This is a genomic window from Pseudobacteriovorax antillogorgiicola, from assembly GCF_900177345.1.
In the GTDB taxonomy this organism is placed as follows: domain Bacteria; phylum Bdellovibrionota_B; class Oligoflexia; order Oligoflexales; family Oligoflexaceae; genus Pseudobacteriovorax; species Pseudobacteriovorax antillogorgiicola.
In genome coordinates this window covers 301408-320267 of sequence record NZ_FWZT01000002.1, presented here as the reverse complement: position 1 = coordinate 320267, position 18860 = coordinate 301408, and the positions used below count along the sequence as shown (strand labels likewise).

The 18860-nt window shown below is 46.8% G+C and carries 18 protein-coding genes; 11 read left to right on the top strand and 7 right to left on the bottom strand.

Going from position 1 to position 18860, the window contains the following annotated elements:
* Window positions 1-2: 2 nt before the first annotated feature.
* Window positions 3-2414 carry an alpha-ketoacid dehydrogenase subunit alpha/beta gene (locus B9N89_RS03810; RefSeq protein ID WP_132315190.1) on the top strand — a complete coding sequence of 804 codons (2412 nt, stop codon included), beginning with the start codon at window positions 3-5 and terminating at the stop codon, window positions 2412-2414.
* A 55-nt stretch (window positions 2415-2469) separates the two neighbouring features.
* Here B9N89_RS03810 and B9N89_RS03805 read toward each other — a convergent pair whose 3' ends face one another.
* From B9N89_RS03805 to B9N89_RS03795, 3 genes are all read right to left on the bottom strand, one after another.
* Window positions 2470-3156 carry a hypothetical protein gene (locus B9N89_RS03805; RefSeq protein WP_132315192.1) on the bottom strand — a complete coding sequence of 229 codons (687 nt, stop codon included), beginning with the start codon at window positions 3154-3156 and terminating at the stop codon, window positions 2470-2472.
* 312 nt (window positions 3157-3468) lie between these two features.
* A complete protein-coding gene (locus B9N89_RS03800) occupies window positions 3469-4161 on the bottom strand; it encodes an SDR family oxidoreductase (RefSeq protein WP_132315194.1) in 693 nt (230 codons plus the stop codon).
* Between the two features lie 130 nt (window positions 4162-4291).
* On the bottom strand, window positions 4292-6049 hold the full coding sequence (locus tag B9N89_RS03795) for an EAL domain-containing protein (protein WP_132315196.1): 1758 nt from the start codon (window positions 6047-6049) through the stop codon (window positions 4292-4294).
* 199 nt (window positions 6050-6248) lie between these two features.
* Here B9N89_RS03795 and B9N89_RS03790 point away from each other — a divergent pair, with 199 nt between their 5' ends.
* The 5 genes from B9N89_RS03790 to B9N89_RS03770 all read left to right on the top strand — a co-directional run bounded on the left by B9N89_RS03790 (window position 6249) and on the right by B9N89_RS03770 (window position 11127).
* Complete coding sequence (locus tag B9N89_RS03790; RefSeq protein WP_132315198.1) at window positions 6249-7277, top strand: phosphotransacetylase; 1029 nt, start codon at window positions 6249-6251, stop codon at window positions 7275-7277.
* Window positions 7278-7384: 107 nt separating this feature from the next.
* Window positions 7385-8671: a hypothetical protein gene (locus B9N89_RS03785; protein WP_132315200.1), complete on the top strand. Its 1287-nt coding sequence runs from the start codon at window positions 7385-7387 to the stop codon at window positions 8669-8671.
* 854 nt (window positions 8672-9525) lie between these two features.
* On the top strand, window positions 9526-10302 hold the full coding sequence (locus B9N89_RS03780; protein ID WP_132315202.1) for a hypothetical protein: 777 nt from the start codon (window positions 9526-9528) through the stop codon (window positions 10300-10302).
* Window positions 10299-10649 (top strand): hypothetical protein, encoded by a 351-nt coding sequence (locus tag B9N89_RS03775; RefSeq protein ID WP_132315204.1) that lies wholly within the window; start codon window positions 10299-10301, stop codon window positions 10647-10649. Before B9N89_RS03780 ends, B9N89_RS03775 begins: the two co-directional genes overlap by 4 nt.
* A 10-nt stretch (window positions 10650-10659) precedes the next feature.
* A complete protein-coding gene (locus tag B9N89_RS03770) occupies window positions 10660-11127 on the top strand; it encodes a low molecular weight protein-tyrosine-phosphatase (protein ID WP_132315206.1) in 468 nt (155 codons plus the stop codon).
* 109 nt (window positions 11128-11236) lie between these two features.
* On the opposite strand, the gene B9N89_RS03765 is transcribed toward B9N89_RS03770, so the two are convergent.
* On the bottom strand, window positions 11237-11686 hold the full coding sequence (locus tag B9N89_RS03765) for a MarR family winged helix-turn-helix transcriptional regulator (protein WP_132315208.1): 450 nt from the start codon (window positions 11684-11686) through the stop codon (window positions 11237-11239).
* Between the two features lie 152 nt (window positions 11687-11838).
* On the opposite strand from B9N89_RS03765, the gene lgt reads away from it, so the two are divergent.
* Both lgt and B9N89_RS03755 read left to right on the top strand, forming a co-directional pair.
* Complete coding sequence (gene lgt, locus B9N89_RS03760) at window positions 11839-12708, top strand: prolipoprotein diacylglyceryl transferase (RefSeq protein WP_132315210.1); 870 nt, start codon at window positions 11839-11841, stop codon at window positions 12706-12708.
* Window positions 12709-12804: 96 nt separating this feature from the next.
* Entirely contained in the window at window positions 12805-14436 is a 1632-nt protein-coding gene (locus tag B9N89_RS03755; RefSeq protein ID WP_132315212.1) for a hypothetical protein, read from the top strand.
* A gap of 43 nt (window positions 14437-14479) precedes the next feature.
* Here the strand turns inward: B9N89_RS03755 and B9N89_RS03750 are convergent, their stop codons facing one another.
* The 3 genes from B9N89_RS03750 to B9N89_RS31225 form a co-directional block, all read right to left on the bottom strand.
* Window positions 14480-15226 (bottom strand): RES family NAD+ phosphorylase, encoded by a 747-nt coding sequence (locus tag B9N89_RS03750; protein WP_132315214.1) that lies wholly within the window; start codon window positions 15224-15226, stop codon window positions 14480-14482.
* Window positions 15223-15663, bottom strand: coding sequence for a hypothetical protein (locus tag B9N89_RS03745; RefSeq protein WP_132315216.1), 441 nt, complete (start codon window positions 15661-15663; stop codon window positions 15223-15225). Before B9N89_RS03745 ends, B9N89_RS03750 begins: the two co-directional genes overlap by 4 nt.
* Window positions 15664-15959: 296 nt before the next feature.
* Entirely contained in the window at window positions 15960-16097 is a 138-nt protein-coding gene (locus B9N89_RS31225; protein ID WP_159455125.1) for a hypothetical protein, read from the bottom strand.
* A gap of 90 nt (window positions 16098-16187) precedes the next feature.
* Between B9N89_RS31225 and B9N89_RS03740 the strand changes: the two genes are divergently transcribed.
* The 3 genes from B9N89_RS03740 to B9N89_RS03730 all read left to right on the top strand — a co-directional run bounded on the left by B9N89_RS03740 (window position 16188) and on the right by B9N89_RS03730 (window position 18789).
* Entirely contained in the window at window positions 16188-17237 is a 1050-nt protein-coding gene (locus B9N89_RS03740; RefSeq protein ID WP_132315218.1) for a M28 family peptidase, read from the top strand.
* A 77-nt stretch (window positions 17238-17314) separates the two neighbouring features.
* Window positions 17315-18007 carry a type I phosphoribosyltransferase gene (locus B9N89_RS03735; RefSeq protein WP_132315220.1) on the top strand — a complete coding sequence of 231 codons (693 nt, stop codon included), beginning with the start codon at window positions 17315-17317 and terminating at the stop codon, window positions 18005-18007.
* Window positions 18004-18789, top strand: a complete 786-nt coding sequence (locus B9N89_RS03730; protein ID WP_132315222.1) for an orotidine 5'-phosphate decarboxylase — start codon at window positions 18004-18006, stop codon at window positions 18787-18789. The genes B9N89_RS03735 and B9N89_RS03730 overlap by 4 nt, the downstream gene beginning before the upstream one ends.
* Window positions 18790-18860 lie beyond the last annotated feature (71 nt).

Sequence of the window (18860 nt, the reverse complement as noted above, 5' to 3'; positions counted from 1 at the left end):
CAATGGCGAAACCGGCAGGTAACAGAAAACTCAAAGTCGTCGAGCTACCCAAGGAGCAAGTGCTCGAAGACTACAAGACAGCTTTCATGAGCCGCGAAGCGAGTCTCATCGGACGCAAGGAAGTTCTTTCAGGCAAAGCCAAGTTCGGCATCTTTGGTGATGGTAAAGAAGTGGCTCAAGTTGCTATGGCCCGCTACTTCCAAAAAGGCGACTGGCGATCCGGCTACTACCGCGATCAAACCTTTATGTTTGCACTTGGAGCAGCGACCATACGACAGTTTTTCGCACAGCTCTACGCAGATACCGACCTTGAACGGGAACCTCACTCAGGTGGCCGCCAGATGAACAGCCACTTTGCCTCGCGATCTTTGGACGAACGAGGTCAGTGGGTCAACCAACTTGAACAATACAACACCAGCTCTGATGCCTCGCCAACAGCTTGTCAGATGGCCCGGCTTGTGGGCCTTGGCTATGCTTCTAAACTCTACCGTCAGCACCCGAATTTAGATGGCACAGGCTTTTCCAATCAAGGTCGTGAGATAGCCTTTGGTACCATTGGCAACGCTAGCACATCAGAAGGTGTTTTCTGGGAATGTTTCAACGCCGCAGGAGTTTTAGAGATCCCCGTTGTCATTTCCGTTTGGGATGATGAGTACGGTATCTCTGTTCCCGCCAAATTCCAGACCACCAAAGAATCTATTTCAAAGATCTGCTCTGGTTTTGAGAAAGAGCAGAACACCAATGGCTACAATATTCTGGTCGCCAAGGGTTGGGACTATCAAGAACTGATTCATGCCTATCGGGATGCAACAGCTGCTGCCAGAGATCACCATATCCCAGCGTTGGTTCATGTCATCGAGATGACCCAACCTCAAGGTCACTCCACATCGGGAAGCCATGAGCGTTATAAGTCGAAAGATAGACTGGAGTATGAAAGCTCATTGGACTGTCTCGTGAAGATGCGAGAATGGATTCTAGATCAGGGCATGGCAAGCCAAGGCGAGTTAGACCAACTGGAAGCTGAGTCTAAGGCATTTGTTCAGAAGGAGCGTAAAGCTGCCTGGGAAGACTACCTGTCGCCAATCCAAACTGAAAAGCAGATGTTTCTCGATGCCTTTAAAGAAATCGAGACCGAGCACCCGGAGCTGCCATCAGTGGCCAGTGTGAGCAAGGCTCTTGAACGCAACCCCATTGTCAATCGCAAGAATAATATCGCCGCCGCCCGGCAGATTCTATTGTCTGCTCGGGAGCAATCAAGTAGCAGCTTAGAAAAACTGCGAAGCCTGCTAGACGAACAGTTTGATGAAAATAGCCAACGCTACAATAGCAAGCTTTTTGTGGACGAGGAGCACAGTCCTCTTCAAGAGATCGGTACCGAAGCGATTTTCAGTGATGCTTCAGAGAAAGTTGATGGTCGCCAGGTGATCCAAAAAATCTTTGATATCCACTTAAGCGAAGATCCTCGTCTCTTCATTATCGGCGAGGATGTCGGTAAACTCGGTGGCGTTAACCTTGAATTCGACGGCCTAAGCGATAAGCATGGAGAACATCGGGTTACAGATACAGGTATTCGTGAGGCCACGATTCTAGGCCAAGGTATCGGTGCTGCACTTCGTGGACTCAAACCCATTGTCGACATTCAGTACCTCGACTACCTTCTCTACGCCTTCCAAGTAGCATCCGATGACTTGGCCAGCCTTCACTATCGCACTGCTGGTGGTCAAGTCGCTCCAGTGATCATGAGGACCAAAGGACATCGCCTGGAAGGTATCTGGCATACAGGCTCTCCCATTGGCATGATTTTACACGGGCTGCGGGGGATTCATGTATGTGTGCCACGCAACATGGTACAGGCGGCTGGTCTTTACAATACTCTACTTGCTTATGACGATCCTGCTTTGGTGATCGAAGTTCTCAATAGCTACAGGCTAAAAGAACGAATTCCAGATAACCTTAAGGACTATAAAGTGCCTTTAGGAGTCCCCGAGGTTCTTCACGAAGGCCATGATATCACCTTGGTTACCTATGGGGCTTGTATCAATATTGCCAAGGAAGCGGTCAGTCGTTTGGATCAACTCGGAATATCTGTTGAGCTTATTGACCCTCAGACGCTTCTGCCATTCGATCGATTTGGAAAAATCGGAGATTCCATTGCTAAAACAAACTGTGTCCTATTCTTGGACGAGGATGTCCCTGGTGGAGCCACATCCTATATGATGCAGCAAGTCTTGGAGCAGCAGCAGGCCTACGATAACCTTGATGCCCCTCCCAGGACACTAACTGCAAAAGCTCATCGAAGTCCCTATGGTAGCGATGGCGACTACTTTACAAAGCCAAGCATCGAAGATGTGGTCGAAACAATTTATGATATGATGCATGAGCGAGAGCCTGCACGATTCCCTGAACGCCTCTAAAACAAAATAAGGCCGAAGATTAATTTGTCTTCGGCCTCTTTTCTTTTCTATTCCATCAGAAATTTGCACAGCTAGTTGGCAAGACCGGGCCATTGTCCCTAGTACAAACAGGTAGTAGAGCATTCCCAACATCCCGTGCTTCGATTGAAATCAAATAGTCATCCCAAGCAGGAAGACGATTTCCCTCGCCATCAACGATCTGACGAAAGCGATAAGAACTCTCTTGACCGAAAATTACGCTGTCACGACTCCATTCATTGTCACTAACTTGCGACATGCTGAAGTTAAGGAGCATCGATTGAGGTATCTCTACTTCAGGAAACACACCAAATGGCTTGATGATTGGAGTGACATCGCCATAGCTAAAGTCAGTGTTGAAAATACCTTGGTAAACTAGCTGATTCTTCTCTACTGCTCGATAGAGGCTGCGACCTGAAAACGAATCATGCCAGCTCCATATGCCTTCATCATAGACAGGAATATAGGCCTTATAGCCAATCACGTTCCCCGCTTCCTCAATGGCTTCGATGCGCGCGCTCGAAAATGAAACGACCTCGTCTGCGAGAGGGTTGCCATCCATCCACCATAGACCCTGAAGGTTCCTCGGTGTGCCCGTATCATCGCTGCCGGCGATCAGATACTGGTCGATCTCCTCATGGGATACCGACATAAGATCGTACGAACTGAAAGCTAGAACATGGCTTGAAAGAAACATCGAGATTAACAAAAATAAACCTCTCATTCGAGACTCCTTACTGGGAAGCAATTAAGATTTTTTGAACACAGCCGTCTTAAAAGAAATCCCATCGGATCGTCAAGGATCAAAATGTTTCTTTATATTTGCCAAGGTTCTAATCCTCACTCTAGTGCTTAGTCACATTGAATCCTCGGCGTTGTTGTCTTCGTCTCTCAATCGTCGCTGTACGGGAGTACTATCTCCTCAATCATTCCTCGACGCCTAGCCGAGAATCCAATGTGACTAAGCACTAGCTGTCTGAGGCAAGATCAAATGACCATCTCTGCATCAGATCTTGTTGGAAGTTTTATCATCCCTTTACCAAGGACGCTCCTCGCCTTTGAAATTGAAGAAGCGTCCCGAATCCTTAACATCTAGTTTCATTGTAAGTTCAAACAGGCCATGAGCTGACTCATCAACGGTGACCGGCGCGTTTGAGCCACCCATACTTGTCTGAACCCACCCTGGGTGAAGGACAACGGCGGTCATGTTGGGATTCTCTACAGCAACACATTTGGTCATCATATTGAGGGCTGCCTTGGATGCACGATAGGCATAACTTCCACCTGATGTATTATTTGCGATTGATCCCATTTCGGATGTAATTTGAAAAACTTTGGGCTCTGATGATTTTTTGAGAAAAGGTAAAGCCTGCTGAAGCACTTTCATTGGCCCCATTGAGTTGATCAGCAGAGTCCGACTCATCTTTTCGAAGTCGATATCCGCAAGCTTTTCTCCAAACTGTTCAAATACACCTGCATTATTGATCAAGGTATCAATCACCTGATCGATACCAAGACTAGCAAAGACTTTTTGGATGGACATGTCGTCTGAAACGTCCATCTCCAAGATCTTGATTTTCTCGTGGTAGTCACCTTCAAGCTCCCAAAGATCACGCTCCCCTTTCGGATTGCGACAGGTTACAATAAGCTGATTGCCAGCCTTTAGGATCTCCCTTGACAGACCAAGACCAATTCCTCGATTTCCACCTGTGACAAAATAGGTTTTCATATGACACCTCGTCTTCCGAACCGTTTGAATATTTGCACACCTATACGCAAGTTTTGCTATGAGTCTAGTACACCATAGGAAAGTGATCTTGGCTAGGAATAGAAATCGACACAATGATAGTTAAGGATTTCTATGCAACGGTATCAAGTTTAGAAGGCTTTTTCCCGATCTGTTCGAGAATCAAGTGAACCTCTTGAGGGCGATGAAGGAGGAAGCCCTGGATCAACTCGACGCCCATCTTTTGCAAGACAGCCGCTTCTTCCCAGGTTTCAACACCTTCGGCAAGAATCGTAGTGTTGAGGATCTTTGCTGCACGGACCAAGCCTTTCACATAGGCTTGTTTCACTGAGTCTTTGTCGATATTTTGAATCATACCGCGATCAAATTTTATCACATGGGGCTTAATGCGAATAATTCTCTCTAAGCTAGAGTAACCCTTACCAAAGTCATCAGCAGCGATACCCATATGATGCTTTTCAAGGTGATCCCGTGACTTCATCATTAAATCGAAGTTGCTAATCGCTTCGGATTCGGAGATTTCGAACATCAAACGTTCCTTGCGCTCGAAAGACGTTCGAAGTCTTTCAATATAGTAAAGATTTCTCGGTAGGATATTAATCATGAGCGTTCCAGGCAAGTCTTTCGCATACTTTGCCGCGTGCTTCATGCAGGCTTGATCCAACTCTAAAGCGACTTTAGTATATTTCGCTAGGGAGAATAAAACATCTGGTCTTAAGTAGCGAGAATCGACGCCACTTTCAAAATTATTTTCTTTTTGAACAGCTTCCTGATTCACGCGAATCAACGACTCAAACCCATAGATATGGCTCTTGAGTGGCGTTATGCTCTTATCAGCGTGAACTTTGTCGACCAATTCCTTACTTAGATTTTGCAGATTGAAAACGCCCTGATAATAGGGAGTAAGTAGATCTTCTGATTGAATGAGGGTCTGCATCAGTTCCCTCTGGCGCTCACGACCTCTTTTTTGCTGCGACGACGCCATCTGCTTACTAGCTTCTAGGCCTGAGTCTAAGATTTCTTGAACATCGATACACGGGTTATTCAGTACCCCGAAGAAACCGACACCAACAAGAGGAATGCTTTCCACACAACTTGGAATACGACGATTGGTTCTGGGAGCGAAAAGTTCATCCCACAAAGCATTGTGTATGGAGTTGGAAATACGATCAGCTACCCGTTCTAAGGCTCCGGGATGGGGTAGAGCCCCTGTATCACGGGATCGATTCATGAATATCACATAGGTATTGCTAGTCATCGACTTGCGGCAGATCACGTCGCTATCGCGGAAACATCCGGGCCTTCCCCACAGGTCAAATAGAATATCGTGGAAGACTTCTTTCATCTTGGCATAAACATCGGAACCGTATTCGACACTTATCTTATTGAAGGATGATGCGTCAATGGTAAGAATTCCGAGCCCCCCGAAAGAATTAAGCATCGAAATGGGAATCTGGGAATTGTAAAACGGGATTGACTTACAGCGGGCCTTGACGCCTTGATTGGCAACGATCCCGCTAAATAAGCTCGCTGTTGTTAGAATGTCGTTATAGTTTTCTTTTGCTAGCACTGTGAGGGCATCGTTAAATTCATGGCTATTTGAATTGTTCATATCCTTGTGAGGAAGTTCCCCTCTCAGTACAAGAACAGGCATACGTCGAGCGAGGCTATTTAAAATATCTATAGTCGCTTCGCTTGGGAGTGTTTGATACTCTTCATCGGCGATAATTGCCGTTACCTCTTGCTTGTAGAAGTGGGCGATAAATGCCTTATCATTGACGTCGATGATGCGGGAATCCATCGAGGCCTCGTACAGATCATCTTTGAGCTGCTTGGCCAACGCTTTGTCCTGTGTCGCAATCACTATCATTAACAGTTAATTCCCGTATTTTCAGTACCATAGGTCTACCTTTCACAATATCGGCATGGATCAGTAAATATTAAGGAACGCTCGCAAAAACTTGTCTTATGCCCTTATTTTCCACTTTTAGCAGCTAGCGAAGCACAGGATTAACATGTTATAAATACTGGATTAAGGGCCCAGTTTTTGAATTTGCCAAGGATCATCTATGTCACAGCTAGTTTTCAACTCTTTTCAGAAACAGCTCATCAGCCTCAATCAAAAGAAGCCATCTTCTTTGGTTCTTCCCGAAGGGGATGACCCTCGTGTATTGGCTGCAGCATCCTTATTACTCCAACAAAACTGCCTGGAAACCTTGATCCTCTTGGGATCACTCGACAAGCTTCAGCAGGTTTCAGCAGATGCGGGAATCACTCTGGACTTCAGCGACTCCCGCCTCAAAATTGGCGACCGGGATGTTCCAGAACTTACTAAGCTGTCCCAGGCCTGCTGTCGCGATTATTTAAAGCGCAGAGGAAAGCCAGTATCTGAAGATGCCGTCTTGAAATGGGCTAGTCATCCTGCAAACCAAGCAGCCTCCCTGCTATACCACGATCGCTGCAAGGCGGCTCTGGCCGGTTGTGTTTTTACTACTGCCGACGTGATTCGAGGAGCCCTTCAGGGTGTAGGTCTCAGGGAGGGCAATCGAACCATTTCGGGATCGTTCGCGATGGTTCGGGAAGAACGCGGGGACGACCGGCGCTATATGTTTGCTGATTGTGGTGTAGTCATTGAACCAAGCGTTGAGCAGCTAGTGGACATCGCCTTTGAAACAGTGCAGACGTTCCGCCAACTGTTTCCCGACCTTGAGCCAAAGGTAGCCTTTCTTTCCTTTTCAACAAAGGGCTCGGCGAAGCATCATTCGGCAGATAAGATGGTAGAAGCTACCAAGGCCTTTCAGGAAAAGCATCCTGACATCAAGGCCGATGGTGAGATGCAGTTCGACGCTGCTATCGTTCCGGCGGTTGGTGAGCGTAAGAGCCCTGGTAGCCCCGTGGCGGGTCAAGCTAATTGCTTCATCTTTCCCAATTTGGATGCAGGGAATTTAGTTTACAAGGTGACGCAACGGCTCGCTGGATTCGACGCTTATGGTCCGATTCTGCAGGGCACAAAAAAGCCGTATTCGGACCTATCTCGTGGCGCTAGTGCAGAAGATATCTTTATTTCGTCTTTGATTACGATGCTTCGGGCTCAGTAAAGTATCGGTTTACAAGCTGCGGGCTTTCTCGCTACCATGACTTTTCGGAGGACTTGTTAGCCAGTTCCCGAAAAACTCCTTCGCCGTTTTTTCATATCGGGGTTTTTATGCCTTGGCCTTGGCTTGTCATCATCGCGATCGCCCTGCTCCTGTTTGTCGCGTTCCTATGGGCATTAAAGCGTTTTCTACGCCGCCCTGAGCCAATCCTACCCATCCAGTATTCCAAGAAGGAGCCTTCGGTACCCTTCTTTATCAAGCCCTTTGATACGGATGTTGTTTTTAACTATAAGAACCCCTATCTCGATGGCCAATCCGACGCATGGAGGCAAGGGATGGCTAGGGTTGGTGAGGTGCTAGACGATAGTAATGTGACTCATGCCTACTTTGTTCACGGAACGCTAGTGGGCGACGATCCATTCGGTTTGATTCCCGCCTTAAGGCGCATTCATAGGGAAATGGACCCAAACACAGAGTTCAAGATACGGCAGAAAATAAAAAGGGGTTATGACCATCTCACCAGGGATACGGGAAACTATTTGGAAGAGTACGTCGATCTATTCCGCTTAGCTTCGGGCGCTCGAACTCAGTGTCAAATATTCACGTGGTCTTCCGCCAATCATCATTTAGCTCGTTTGATGGGGTCCATTTACCTTATTGAACGATTGGCCGGTGATCTCCCAGATATTCCAGTAAGTCGCATCCTACTGGTGGGTCACTCCCACGGTGGTCAAATTTTCGCGCTATTTTCCCATATAATTAACCAGACTCATTTGGGCAATAGTCTATTGGACATTTTGGAAGAGCACGATCGAATCGGCCCTTCAATTCGAAGAGCTGTGGCAAAATTGAAGAAGTTCTCCTACGATATAGGTACTTTCGGCACCCCTCACCGCTATCCCTGGCGTTTAACCAAGCGTATGCGATTGATTAATGTAATCAACCATCGAGGCAAGACCCATTTGGCAGAAAAGCCCCTAGGTTTCTGGAAGACTGCTGGTGGAGATTATGTTCAGCAGTGGGGAATTGCAGGTTCAGATTCGCTGGCACAAAGCAGCCAGGATAGAAAGATTAATCGGGAGATAGATAAGCTACTCGGGCCAGGAGTCGATCCCAAGGGCTGGTTGGAAAACGTCGCAAAGGGTATGCGGGTTCAGGAGTTTGGTACGACTTATTTAGTGGACTACCGAGACAGCGGTATTATGGTTCCTAATTTTATGAAGACGGTGTTTGGGCATGGTGTCTATACACGATATGAGGTAATGCTATTTAATGCGCAATTGATGTGCGACGAGTTTTACCCTGATAAGAGAACCAAGCCTCAATTAAAGCGGAAAAATGCGAGCTTTGACAATCAGATCCAAAGCCTCCCACCTCCAACAAAACAAGAGCAGTAGCATCAAGGCCACAACAGAGTAAGAGCAAAAGAGCGACCTACAAAGTAGGAGCAAAAAGAGCGACCTACAAAGTAGGAGCACAAAGAGCGACCTACAAAGTAGGGCAAAAGAGCGACCTACAAAGTAGGGCAAAAGAGCGACCTACAAAGTAGGAGCAAAAAGAGCGACCTACAAAGTAGGAGCAGCAAAACAGCCGCACAGTAAGAGGCTAAATGCTTTGATATTGGGGTTTAATCAAGGCGCAAGGGGGAAAAGTACCGGAGTGATGCGAGCATCATGAGGACACTTTTCCCACGAAGCAACGAAGAGTAAACCCCAATATCAAAGCATTTAGGAGGGGGGCAGGGGTGCTGCCCATTGCAGAGTATTGAAACCTTTCGGTTAAAGGACGGCGACCGTCGAAAGGAGTGTTTAAACTCCCGGGACACTTCGGAACAAAGAACTCCAAAGCAAACTTCGACGGGGAGGGGCACGACCATCAACAATCTCCCTAACGAAACCTTGACGGCTTCTGCACACGTCGCTATAAGGATCTCTAATTGCTTTAATTTAGACCTTCACCCGACTTTTTCTAGCGCAAAAAGTAAGGGTGGCGAAGCTGGCTTATGATCCTCGGCATCTGCTGAGGCCATAAGTTAGAAAGCGTTGACGACCTACCCACTCTTCTTCCAAACACCATGAATTCTGTCAACAATCAAAGGAAATTGCTGGCAAAGTTTTCGAGCGAGGTGAGCACTTTCAGTGTCCATACTGCTCACTCCGGGCACTTTTGAATTGCAAATCCGCTCATTATATGTTTTTTATCGAGAATCCCTTAAAGCCCAAGATCGTCTATACGGATGCAGGATAATGTCATGGTTGACGAGCAAAGTTTATTGAAGGACTTGGTTGATGCAATTTCGAACTGGCTCGAAGGTGGCCGGGGCCGTAGTTTATCGAGCCTCTCTCGCCGCTGTAACATAGCCTATTCAACCATCCGTAGAATCGCACAAAATGAAAGCACCCCTCATCCATACAGTGCTCTTTCCATCAGCGAAGTTGTGATGACGACACCACAGCGTATCGCTTTTCTGAAGAAGCATTTTCCCACTATCGGGGACTTGATGGATGAGTGCTACAGCCCGATGATTCGACCCGAAGCCAATGAGGGTGCTCTTAAGAGATTCCTAGCCCGTGAGCCTCACAATCGTATTTTCAATATGGCCGCTACCCAGGTCGGCACTCATCGCGACCCCATCAATCGCCTTGCTGGCCAGCTAGGTATTGAGGCCTTGGAGGAAATGCTGGAAGCTGAAATCCTCGTTGAACAAGCTGATGGCACAATTAAATACACCCACGACAATTGGGCGATTGGTAATATTGAGGATACCCTTGAACAGGTGAAGCATAGTGTTGAACACTTCGATAAAAGCCTAGTGGGCACTGATGGCGCCAGCTTGATGCATGCAACGGGAGCCATCTCAGAAGATGCCGTGCCAAAACTTAAAATTCTCATAAGAAACTTTATTCGAGACTTAAATACACTAAAAAATAGCCCTCAATCAGAGGGAAGTGTTCACTTCTTTTGTAACTTAATGTACTCATTATACGACAAGGAAGAATGGACAGGTCAGGAGGGGGCACAATCATGAGAAAGTTTGCATTAGCACTAGTCGTACTCATAACGTCACTGAGCGGTTTTGGTAGTGGGTCGGATACCGTATTTCGGTCATTGAAAGATTACTATTTGACCCAAGATCTTCAGGAGGCTGTCGCCTACCCTCAGCTGCCCGAAACACTTGAAAACCTTGATCGCACGGTGGTGGTGGTTAAGGTCGATATCAATACATACTGGAGCATTGTAACTCCATTGCTATGTGGATATCGTGTCTCAGCTGATCTGGATGACGGCGAGTCTATTGAATTCAGAATCGACCGCAATTTTAATGCCATTGTTGCAGACGCCGACGACGGTAGCCTGTATATATTGAGCCCCTAGTTAGGTTTATATGAATGTCCTTTGTGTGTGCCTAGGCAACATTTGTCGGTCTCCCGCTGCGGAGACCATACTTCGCCATTTGGCCGAGCAAGACCAGATACCCTTAACGATCGACTCTGCAGGGACTTCAGCCTACCACCAAGGTGAGCCAGCGGACCAGCGCATGATAGAAGCCTTAGAGCGCCATGGGTACCACTCTATAAGCCGATCGCGGCAAGTCATAGCTCAGGACTTTCATAAGTTCGATGTCATCTTTGCTATGGACCGCAGCAACCTAAATAACCTAGCAGCCATCTGCCCCGATGAGAGCCTTAAAGATAAGCTCCACCTATTCTGTGAGTTCTCTTTAGGTGAGGATCGCGAAGTTCCAGACCCCTACTTTGGGGGGCTCGAAGGCTTTGAAGCTGTCATTCGATTGGTTGAAGATGCCTCACGAGGCGCTCTTCAAAAAATCAAAAATCTGCCCGCAGACTCTTAGCAATAGTCAATTCGAAAATGCCTGAAACACCAGGGCAAAAAATAAACCAAAACGTGGGCCAATTTCAAGATTATTACTCCGAACCGACTCAGATGTTTCTGGACAGACCTTAGCTACTCGCCACGACATCCTCATCGCCCAATAGAATTCGCAGCTTTTTTAAGCAATAGAGCATCTCGCTCTGCTCTTCTTTTGGTAAGGGGCCCAAGAGCCGCTTGACTTGCTGTTCCACTAAAAAAGGGAGTCTGTTCTTAATGCGTCGGCCTTCGTTTGTCAGGCACACCAGAAACCCTCGGCCACTTCTGTGGGGCTCTCGGTGGACCCACCCGTTTTTGAGCATCCTCGTCAAAATCCGGCTGACATTCCCTTTGTCTTTAAGGGTAAGCTGCGACAGCTTACTTTGACTAATTCCCGATTGGTTATCGATAAGCTGGAGAATCTCCCACTGCTCGGGAGAAACTTGATGGAATCCGATAGCATCGAGAACGTGTCTCCTCATGAGCAAGGTCGCGCGATCGAGGTTAAAAAAGAGATCTTCGTTCAGCGTATCTGGAACCAATCATTCTCCCCTTTATCTTAGTTTCACTAATTATAACATAGCTTTAGTTCAATACAATGACCTGAACTCTAAGTACCAGGAAAGGATGCAAAAAAAAGACTGAAACATGTATAATCCTCACGTGCTTAGCTATTTAGACACGAGGATTGTAAATGGAATACTTTGTTTGGGATGTGAGTCCCGAGATTTTTAAGATCGAGATCATGTCGTTCTCCTTCGCCCCTCGGTACTATGGCCTCCTATTCGCCACCGGCTTCTTGGTGGGATATCAGATCATGAAGAAGATCTTTCTCCATGAGGGCCACAAGGAAGAGGACCTCTCATCCCTTCTCTTTCATATGATGCTGGGAACCATCATCGGCGCTCGTTTGGGTCACTGCCTTTTCTATGAGCCAGAGTACTATCTATCAAATCCTCTTGAGATCTTAAAAATCTGGAAGGGTGGCTTAGCCAGCCATGGTGGTAGTATTGGGGTCCTCTTAGCCTGTTACTTGTACAAGCGCCATCACCCTGACCAAGGTTATTTGTGGCTAGCAGACCGCTTGTCGATTGGAACCGCCTTTACTGCATGCTGCATCCGACTCGGCAACTTTTTCAACTCTGAAATCCTTGGTAAACCCACAGACGTGCCCTGGGCCATCATCTTTGCCCGCACTCCTAACCCCGAGCCTAGACACCCTTCCATGCTCTACGAATCGGCTGCCTATCTCGTTCTTTTCTTCCTTTTGCTCTGGCTCTATAACCGCAAGAAAGAGAATACCCGTCCTGGGCTTCTTCTGGGCACCCTTCTGACTTGGGTCTTCACCGCAAGGGTTTTCATCGAACTCACAAAAGAGAATCAAGTGGCCTTTGAAAACGACATGATGCTCAATATGGGCCAGCTGCTCAGCTTTCCATTCATCATTCTTGGCATCTTGTTGATGACTGGCAAATACAAGACCATCATTAAAGTTCCCGAGGGGCTGGAACGACCATCATCCCCCCCACCTCAGAGCAACAAGAAAAGTAAGACAAAAAAATAAGTAGGGACAAGGAGTGGCTTAACGGCCACTTCAACTGCCCCCAGCTAGGCAAGATGTTCATCATGATTTGGCATCATAAATTCCGATGCTGCCTCTATGATTTCTGCCAACGAAACATCGCGACTCCGCTATTCGGTAGGGCACATGATGCTCTTTCATGTGCTTTTACTCAGCATAGCCCTAGGCTCGGTGCTCCTAGCTATCAACCTTATTTGGCTTCATAATAAAGACGTTGAAAAAGTTGAGACTGCTCTAAGGCTTGTGGAAGAACACACCCTTCCTACAGTCACCAACGCCATATGGCTTATGGACGAGGAGCAAGTGAAATCTTTGATCAATGGTATCTTACTGAATCCAGACTTTGTTGGCGTTCAAATCTATAATGAGTCCCGTCAACTAGTTTTCAATGTCGAAAACGAAAATGAAAGCTACAGCAGCTATCTAACTCGTGACTACCCTTTGATATCGATCAACCAAAATCCTCAGACTCCGACCCTTGGTTTTCTCAGAGTGATTGCCACCAAAGAAAAGATCTATGATCGACTGATCGAGCAAGCTTTGATCATGGCCGTTAGCAGCTTCGTTCTAGGCTTGATACTCAGTCTTGTTTATTTATCTCTTTTCAAAAATAGAGTGACACGTCACCTTAAAGCGATACAGGAATACTTTGTTACTACGATTCAGCATAACCGATATCAGGCCCTCCAGCTCAAGAAAGCTCACGAACATGTTGATGAATTCAGTCGTATTCAAGAGGCAATCAACGAAGCGATATCTAGATTTTCTACCGCTCAACGGGAGCAGAGAGAGCGCTTAAGCTCCAATGAAAAAGATCTTGAAATGAAGGAGCAGATAACTAGCACCCTCATGCAAGATCGTAGCGAGCTACAAAAAGCGATCTCTGATACTCATACTGAACTCAAGCAGGCCAAGCGAGACCTTATGCATTACTCTCACCGGCTTGGTCGCGCCGAACAAAGCCAGGAACTCGCTAATGACATTGGCACGAAAACCAACTCACTATCGGTCGCCATTCATGAACTGGAATCTAAGAATCATCGACTGACGATTCAGCTAGAAAAATTTGCTCAACGACTAGAGCAAGGACAAGATGTCATTCCTTTGGATAGAGAGCAACTACTCACAGTCTTTCGCGAATACAATCATCATACTATTGCAACGCGACGAGATTTTGCCAACTCCCTTAAAGAACTGCAATCAGGAATAAAGGACGTCAATGATACGATCTTTACCTTCAACCAATCGAACCTTGAAAGTTCCAGTAAGGATATTATCCAGGCCGATAGTTTTATTGAAGACGTCATAAGCTTTCTCCAAGAAAACCATCCTGACTGGTATTTCATCAAGGACATACAAGATGGAATCAGATTTCAAGCAGAACGATATCGTTTATTCAACATCTTTATCCACTTGATCACTCATAGCTCAAAGTCATACGGTATCGACGAAGAAGTGCAAATTTTTATCAGTCTTGGCGAAACCGAAAGCATGGTGCAATTCATCATATCAGATCAAGGCAAAACCTTTTCGGAAACTGAGCTTTCGGCTTTCTTGAGTAAGGATCAAACCAAAATCAATAATTTCTTCTATGCTGCCAGCTATGTAAACCTGCTGAGAGGGTCGCTGGAGTTTCTGCCGAATGCTCCGAAAGGCACCAGGATATGCCTTTCTCTACCTAAGCAAACAGCTTTGCAAGTCGCAAACTAGCAATCGATTTCGATACAATTCTCCCCGTCCAGAGTAGAGGGGCTTAAAGCTGGATCTCCGGCTCACCTCCCTCCTTAAAGATCAGTTCTTTCTTGTCATTTCGAGTCACCTTGTGAGCGATTGTCCCACCATGATTGACTAAGACGATGCGATAGTATTTCCATTTACTTACCCCTACGATTGCCAACGGCGAAAGTATAGCTAGACATATACCATCCGTATTTCTAGCTGAAGGATATCTGATTAACTGAACTCTTCTATCATGCAAGTCCTTACCAACTTTTCTGGAGTATCGATAGGACACCGGATTCACAATTTCATTCGTATCATCCCGTTTCGTGAGGTCAACGGCAAAGCGTGTCTCGATATTGCATATGTATATACATTTAGGTGTTGTCCATGTTTCAACATCAGGTTGGTGATCAAAATATTCTCTGGCTCTTGCTACATCATGATAGATGACTTCAAGCAGTGCTGTATCTTCATCTTCAGCAGCATAGAACATCCCAAAGCTCCCGTCGGAAAAACGAGACTCCCCTCCTCGCAAGAGCGGGCTAAGCAGGGAATCATTCGGAATCAACCACGAGCTATCAAGTCTATCAAAGGCATAGTCGAAGCATCGATTTTTCTGTTCTCCAGAGTGATCAATACCCGAATTATTCATCGTCTGAATGAGAAAGTTTATCTCATCCTGGGTTATATCCAAACCTAGGTCGCCAAGAAGATCTTCGCCTGCGGTGTAAATTGCACGGTAGCACTCGTTATTCGCATAAGTCTCCATCTCTGTCATCGACCTGCCCGTTGAATGTCAAGGTTTCGTCTTACAACTTTTAGCCTATCTAGAACCTCATCCTCACTGCCCTCCTTGATAAATTCAAGTGGCGACTTTCCATCGTAGAGCGCCATAGGCGCATCAAACCAACTGTATTTAAGCTTGGCATTGTCTAAATTATTCGAAACCTCCGGGAAAATGATCCCCAAGTTTTTGTGAATACCAAGCAACTGAGCAGTATTTTGCATAGCCACAAGCGGCTTGCTTGGAAAGCTCAGGTCTTCTCGGTACTCCTTGAGTGGCTGCCTGTTGTTTGGACTTAGGTAGAGAAACCTCGCGACCACATCTTGTTTGAAACCATAAAGATCTATTAATGCCCAAAAAGCTTTAGCGAGCACATTCTTTTGTTCTTCGTGAGTCAGATTATAAGAAAGAGAATTATTTACGGCCGACATTTGATTTTCCTCCACGCGCTCTTGTCGGTAGAAATAAAACATAATCTTAGAAGAACCAACATTTAAAATATAAGCATTCAATTTTATTATTAAAAAATTGTTTGAAAACAAACTATGGGATTTTCTGGTTTCAGTTCGGAGAGATAAAGGCATTTCCTCCACCTACTAGACCGACCAGGAGTCTTGTCCCAGTGAAATTTTCAACAGGGTACTTCAGGGATCTCAATATTGGACACGATCACCAATCTTCGGCCCAAAGCATTTCGTTGAGAGGTTTGCAAGAAGTCATTGAGGTGCTATCGATTAGCCGAATAACGAGTTTGACTTTCCACCTGCGACTGCTGCTCTTTCAAGGCCGCATTAAAATCAAAACAGAACTGAAGATAGAGAACCAAGCCAAGAGCAGTTGCTGTCAGGATTATCCGAAACCACATAAAGGCTCCCCATAGTAGTGAAAAAGAAGATCTTTTTTCGTCCTTTCATTGTAGAATGAGCGACAAAACTGTGTCAATGTAAGGTGTTTTATGTCCCGTTATATAGTTTTTCTTGGTAGTCTAAGCCTCCTCTTTCTTCTGGGCATGCAGTGTAAGAATCGATCCGAGCCCGCTTCAGGTATCAATGAAGCAATTATCAGTTATTCAAGCAGCTATGACTTCGATATGAAGCTCGTTGACCGCATTCTAAAAACCTTGGCTGAAGCCCCTCACCCCTTGGGCTCACAACGCCAGAAAGCAATAGCAGCCTATCTTTCAGAGCAAGGTAAGAACCTCGGCCTCACCATGTATACCGACTCCTTTGAGGCTCAAGTGCCCAACCCTGTATTGCTGGCTCGCCCAGACGCCCCTTCTGCAACGACCCTAGATAAGACTGGATACAATGTTTATGGCGCAACAGACCCATCTGCCAAATGCGTTTACTTAGTTGGCTCCCATTACGATACCAAGTATATGGAAAACATCGTATATCGAGGTGCCAATGACTCTGGCTCTTCGTCGGCAGCCATGTTCGCCCTTGCAAAGGCACTCAAGAGCTGGGATCAGAGAACTCCCTGTGGGTATTTCATGATCTGGTTTGATGGCGAGGAATCTTACCTTCCTCAGTGGAATGACGGCCTTTACCGCCACCCTGCCAAAAGCCAGGACAATACCTACGGTAGCCGACACCTTGCCAATCAACTGAGCCAGTGTAACCAGGGCAACACTAGCTTATGCCTTCCCACTAGCTTTGGAGGCGCTGAGGTGAAAGGGCTTGTGCTCCTCGATATGATTGGCAGCAAGAATATCTCCATCACCCGAGACCTCAATTCAAGCTCTGACTGGCTCAACCTCGCCTTGCAGCTCGATAAAGTCCTTAACCTCTCCATCATAGGAACCCAGGCGACGGCGGTCGAAGACGACCACGTCCCATTTCGCAAGAGGGGGTTGCCCGCCCTTAACCTTATTGACTTTAATCACTTAGAGCTGTGGCATGTAGAAGGGGACGACTACGAAAAGGTCGATCTGGGCAGCATCGAAAAAGCCAACCGCTTGGCATTGGCGCTACTGCTGACTCTCAACAAAGATAAGCCAAATTAACTCATTATAATATCCCTTAGATCGGTATAAAAAGCTGTTGTAAAGAAAAGCCCCCAGCCGATCGAAAGGATCTTGTCATGACGTCCCAGACCTTCGACTCCTTCATCTTAAAGCATCAAATCATTGGCTTTTTTGATGAGGCCATCACGCTCAAGAGCGGTCGAGAGAGCCATTTCTATGTTAACTGGCGCCAAGCCACAAACGATGCCTTCCTCCTTAACCAACTCACAGATTTTATTCGCGACTTCCTTTTACAAAACAATCTAGCCTTTGACAGCCTGATTGGAGTGCCTGAAGGGGCATCCAAAACCGCCGTCATCACCGCCATGAAGATCGCCCAGGCCAGCCCAACGTTTGCCAAAGGTAGCCACATCATTCCCATGGGTCGGGCCAAACCCAAGCAGCACGGTGCACCTCAAGACAAGTACTTTATTGGTCAGCCCAAGGGTCGCACGGTGGTTCTCGAAGATACGATCACCACAGGGCTTTCCCTTGTGGAGTTCTTGCACTCTCTTCAAAGCTCCGGCGTTGAAGTGGTAGCCGCACTCGGTCTCACCGATCGAATGGAAACCCGCGATGATGGCCGCAGCGTTGCCCAATATGTTCACGATGAATTTGATGGACGCATCCAATACTTGACTATGAGCGACGCCACCAAACTGCTGCCTCAGGCCATTCGCTCGGAGCAACCTAGCGACGGCGTAGTTTCCGCTCTGCTGCAAGAATTTGAGCGATACGGTGTCAAACCACTCGATCTGGAGGCCCTATGACTTTCATTCAAAAGTGGCTCGACGCCGTCGATCGCAAAGGCAGTATCTTATGTGTCAATATTGATCCTGCTGAACCTCAGCAAAGGGCAAATGGAGTTCTGCCTGCTGGAATGAGTAAGCTCGATTGGAGCCTTAAACTTGTGGAAGCGGTCTCTCCCTATGCAGCAGCCATCAAACCCAATAGACAGTACTTTAAGGACTTTAGTCGCGACGAGATGGTTCAGCTAAACCAGGCCATTCACAAGCATGGCATGGTAAGCATCGACGATAGTAAAATTGCTGACATTGGTGATACCAATGATGCAGCCCTCTATCATGCTGCTCAGGAAGGCTTTGATGCCGTCACCTACGCGCCTTTCCCTGGCAACATTGCAGCCACCTGTGAAGCAGCCAAAAAACATGGGATGGGATTAATTCCTCTGGTTCTCATGTCAAATCCAGAATATGCCGTGATGAAAAATATTCCGATCGCTGGCCAGGCTTTTTACGAGTACCTAGCAAGGGAGTCGGCTGCTCATGATGCAGACGGCGTGGTCGTTGGAGCACCAAGCGCGAAGAACCATTTGAGTCTGGAAGAACTCCAGAGAGTCAAGGAGCTCATTGGCCCACGAACCGTTCTGGTGCCCGGTATTGGAGCCCAAGGAGGCGACCTTGAGCCCATTGTAAACACCTTCGGGGATTATGCCATCGTCAGTGTTGGCCGCGCCATTGCCTATAACGACGATCCAGCTGCCACTGCCAGGAATTATTTTGAATTGATTCAGAAGCTTAGACTAAGCTAAGCACGATAGTAAGAAATACCGATAACGGATAGGTAGGATTTGTACGGCCCCTACGGCTACCTACCTGTCCT

Bases quoted from the DNA above. Each gene is read 5' to 3' on its own strand.
- B9N89_RS03790 (WP_132315198.1), top strand. From the start codon at position 6,249: ATGTCACAGCTAGTTTTCAACTCTTTTCAGAAACAGCTCATCAGCCTC.
- B9N89_RS03810 (WP_132315190.1), top strand. From the start codon at position 3: ATGGCGAAACCGGCAGGTAACAGAAAACTCAAAGTCGTCGAGCTACCC.
- B9N89_RS03745 (WP_132315216.1), bottom strand. From the start codon at position 15,663: ATGTCGGCCGTAAATAATTCTCTTTCTTATAATCTGACTCACGAAGAA.
- B9N89_RS03730 (WP_132315222.1), top strand. From the start codon at position 18,004: ATGACTTTCATTCAAAAGTGGCTCGACGCCGTCGATCGCAAAGGCAGT.
- B9N89_RS03780 (WP_132315202.1), top strand. From the start codon at position 9,526: ATGGTTGACGAGCAAAGTTTATTGAAGGACTTGGTTGATGCAATTTCG.
- B9N89_RS03735 (WP_132315220.1), top strand. From the start codon at position 17,315: ATGACGTCCCAGACCTTCGACTCCTTCATCTTAAAGCATCAAATCATT.
- B9N89_RS03775 (WP_132315204.1), top strand. From the start codon at position 10,299: ATGAGAAAGTTTGCATTAGCACTAGTCGTACTCATAACGTCACTGAGC.
- lgt (WP_132315210.1), top strand. From the start codon at position 11,839: ATGGAATACTTTGTTTGGGATGTGAGTCCCGAGATTTTTAAGATCGAG.
- B9N89_RS03740 (WP_132315218.1), top strand. From the start codon at position 16,188: ATGTCCCGTTATATAGTTTTTCTTGGTAGTCTAAGCCTCCTCTTTCTT.
- B9N89_RS03770 (WP_132315206.1), top strand. From the start codon at position 10,660: ATGAATGTCCTTTGTGTGTGCCTAGGCAACATTTGTCGGTCTCCCGCT.
- B9N89_RS03785 (WP_132315200.1), top strand. From the start codon at position 7,385: ATGCCTTGGCCTTGGCTTGTCATCATCGCGATCGCCCTGCTCCTGTTT.
- B9N89_RS03800 (WP_132315194.1), bottom strand. From the start codon at position 4,161: ATGAAAACCTATTTTGTCACAGGTGGAAATCGAGGAATTGGTCTTGGT.
- B9N89_RS03755 (WP_132315212.1), top strand. From the start codon at position 12,805: ATGATTTCTGCCAACGAAACATCGCGACTCCGCTATTCGGTAGGGCAC.
- B9N89_RS03750 (WP_132315214.1), bottom strand. From the start codon at position 15,226: ATGACAGAGATGGAGACTTATGCGAATAACGAGTGCTACCGTGCAATT.
- B9N89_RS03795 (WP_132315196.1), bottom strand. From the start codon at position 6,049: ATGATAGTGATTGCGACACAGGACAAAGCGTTGGCCAAGCAGCTCAAA.
- B9N89_RS31225 (WP_159455125.1), bottom strand. From the start codon at position 16,097: ATGTGGTTTCGGATAATCCTGACAGCAACTGCTCTTGGCTTGGTTCTC.
- B9N89_RS03805 (WP_132315192.1), bottom strand. From the start codon at position 3,156: ATGAGAGGTTTATTTTTGTTAATCTCGATGTTTCTTTCAAGCCATGTT.